We start from the raw sequence: 3,018 nt of genomic DNA, 5'->3' as shown, positions 1-3,018 counted from the left end.
AAAACGTATCGTCTGAATTAACAAGGTTGCAACCGGTTAATGTTTCGATTTTTCGAAGCCTGTATAATAATGACTGCCTGTGCAGATTCAGTTCTCTCGCTGTTTGGCTGACATTCCCTCTGTTCCGGTTATAAACAATAAATGTGTGTACCAGGTCAATATTTCGTTCGCGTGAATATTTTTGCAGTGGCGCAATAATAATATCTGTAATTTTTCTCAGATCTTCATTTTCTGCCAATGCCAATAATGCTCGGTCAAATCGAGTGTCAGCATATGTGCTGATGTACCCTTCTCCTTTTTGTCTTCTTCCAATGTCTAAAGCAGAGTTTGCTTCTTGAAAACCTATATGAAAGGAATCTTCACCAGAAGTTTTGGCAATGCCCCAGGAAATAACAAGTCGCGGCCATTTTTGGTTCACTCTGTATTGTAGCAATTCTATAAATGGATAAGCGGTTTCGATACTTTTTTCTGAAAGCAATTCTACATAAATGATAAGTTCCTCTTTTTGGAAAGTAGACATGGTTTTTAGATGCATCGTTCTGCCCGCATGATACACTTCCTCTTCAAGCATATCTCCAAGTTGTTTAAGCCAATTTTCAAAAGACATGCTGCCAAAAGGTTCCTGATCATAAAGAAGAGACAGATTTTCAGGTTTTGCAATCAGGCACAAATAAGGAACCTTTAAATTGTAGCCTAATGATTTAGCTCTTGAAAGGGCTGAGTCTTTCGATTCGAATTTTCCTTTCGCCAGACTCCACACAAAATCATCTTTTAATCTCATTTCGGTTTCCAGCGCAGCTTGATCATGAAGGAAACATAAAGCAGAAGAGGTGACTGCATGTTCTAGTAGTATAAGAATTTGTTCAGAAAAAACCTCATCTTCTTGTAAATGGTCAGGCCATTCAATTAAAAGAAAGCCTTGAATCTCACGGGCGCTTTGTATGCCGAGCTGAAGTATAGTAATACTGTCTGTATGAATCCAATTCATATTGTTAGGAAGAGAAATGGTTTCTGTACTGTCATCATGCTGAAAGTATAACGGATCTCCCTGTTGTAATAAATGAGCATTCCACTTTTCCTCTAAAGCTTTTGCGTATTTACTTTTGCTTTTTACAATACCTCTTCGATCTGTAATGACAACCGGCATACGAAGAGACTGTCTTAGGTAAGAAGCAATTTTCGCAATACCTTCACCTTTTAAAATAATTTCCAACATTTCTTTTCGCACTTTATCTGAATATTCAACTAGACTTCTTTCTTTTTGGTGCAATGCTGTTGATATTGCATGGCTTACATCGGCAAATCTGACTTCCCATGGAAGCTCAATTAAAGGAAAGCCGTCCTCTTCACAAAATTAAATGACTTTATCAGGGAGAGTGCGGATGTATCTGCCTGTCGCAATGACAAGAGCAGCCGCTTCGGCATCCATTACCTCTTTTGTAAAAGCAAGCAATTTATTTTCATCATGTTCACAGCCAATTCCAGCTGAGAGGACAAACTCATTTTTTCTGACAAAGTTTTCTACCGGCATTTCAATAATGGACACCCATTCGACCGGGGTCTGTAATCCAGACTTGGCTTTAGCAGCTAATTTAGCTTGTTCCATAATAGGTAATTGAAGTACGTCTTTTACAGAAAACATATGATCCCTCCCCGAGGTCGATAGGATTTATATGATTATATAGTCACGCGGGTACTTTATTATTTTAGCACAACTGCTTGCTAGAAAACCTTTCATCCACATTGTCAGGTTGCGAAAGATCAGTTTCATACAATTTGATGAATGGAATCCTCTCATTCATTTAATAAGATAAAAGTAAGAAAAAATGAAGTATTTCGATAAAGGGGTGTTCCTATGAAAAAATATAATGAACAAAACATTGAACGTTCAACAAAAGCAGTTTGGGCAGGGGAGAAAGAATACAGAGTGCATGGTGCAAGCCAGGTCCCTGTAGTTCATAGTGTAGCATACACGTATGATGACCTTGATGATTGGTATGAAGTTGCTGTCGGAAACAAAAAAGGGCACATTTATGGACGGAACACGAATCCCACCGTTGAATCGTTTGAACAAAAAATCAAAGAGCTAGAAGGTGCAGAAGCAGCGACAAGCTTTTCAACTGGTATGGCGGCAATCAGCAATTCATTGGCCACTTTTTTGAGACCAGGTCATCGTGTAGTTTCTATAAAAGATACCTATGGAGGAACAAATAAAATATTCAGTGAGTTTCTTCCGCAAATGAATATCGAAGTAACCTTATGTGAAACCGGGAACCACGAAGAGATTGAAAAAGAAGTTCGAAAAGGCTGCAATGTTTTATATCTCGAAACACCAACAAACCCAACGGTGAAAATTACGGATATAAGCAGAATGGTAAAGGCAGCACGGGAAGTTGGCGCTCTGGTTTTCGTTGATAATACCTTTGCTACTCCAATTAATCAAAATCCTCTTGAATATGGTGTGGATTTAGTCATCCACAGTGCTACCAAATTTTTAGGTGGGCATGCTGATGCACTAGGCGGAGCAGTCTGCGGCCAAAAAGAACTTGTAGAAAAAATTTATCATTACAGAGAAATTAACGGAGCAACGATGGACCCGATGGCTGCTTATCTCATACTCAGAGGGATGAAAACATTACATCTGCGCTTAAAACAATCGTGTGATTCCGCTTTGAAAATTGCAAAATATTTACAATCTCATGAGCAAGTGGACCAAGTCTTCTATCCTGGCCTTGAAGACCATCCCGGTCATGATATCGCCAAAAAACAAATGAGGCAATTTGGCGGAATGCTCAGTTTTTCTATGAAAGGCGGATTGGATGCTGTACGAGAAATTCTTCCAAAGCTTAAATATGCCAATCGAGCGGCAAATCTAGGGGCGGTAGAAACAACAGTGGGGCCGGCGCGTACGACCAGTCATGTAGAAAATACTCCTGAAGAAAGAGCTTCACTTGGTATTCCGGAAAGTTTAGTCCGCTATTCTGTGGGAATAGAAGATACACAAGATTTAATTAAAGA

3 protein-coding genes are annotated in these 3,018 nt (G+C 39.3%); 1 reads left to right on the top strand and 2 read right to left on the bottom strand.

Going from position 1 to position 3,018, the window contains the following annotated elements:
* Both ACE1TI_RS21505 and ACE1TI_RS21500 read right to left on the bottom strand, forming a co-directional pair.
* Window positions 1-1,216, bottom strand: a 1,216-nt coding sequence (locus ACE1TI_RS21505; protein WP_375009560.1) for a PucR family transcriptional regulator, incomplete at its 3' end; no start/stop codon positions are given.
* 138 nt (window positions 1,217-1,354) lie between these two features.
* Window positions 1,355-1,642: a PucR family transcriptional regulator ligand-binding domain-containing protein gene (locus ACE1TI_RS21500; RefSeq protein ID WP_375009559.1), complete on the bottom strand. Its 288-nt coding sequence runs from the start codon at window positions 1,640-1,642 to the stop codon at window positions 1,355-1,357.
* A gap of 213 nt (window positions 1,643-1,855) precedes the next feature.
* Here ACE1TI_RS21500 and ACE1TI_RS21495 point away from each other — a divergent pair.
* Window positions 1,856-3,018, top strand: a 1,163-nt coding sequence (locus tag ACE1TI_RS21495) for a cystathionine gamma-synthase family protein (protein ID WP_375009558.1), incomplete at its 3' end; no start/stop codon positions are given.

The organism is Alteribacillus sp. JSM 102045 (assembly GCF_041949975.1).
In the GTDB taxonomy this organism is placed as follows: Bacteria; Bacillota; Bacilli; order Bacillales; family Marinococcaceae; genus Alteribacillus.
Note: the sequence above shows the minus strand (reverse complement) of the source record. Positions and strands in the feature narration are given on the sequence as shown.

What these genes read in the sequence shown, in the direction of transcription:
- ACE1TI_RS21500 (WP_375009559.1), bottom strand. Translation starts at nt 1,642, where the DNA reads ATGTTTTCTGTAAAAGACGTACTTCAATTACCTATTATGGAACAAGCT.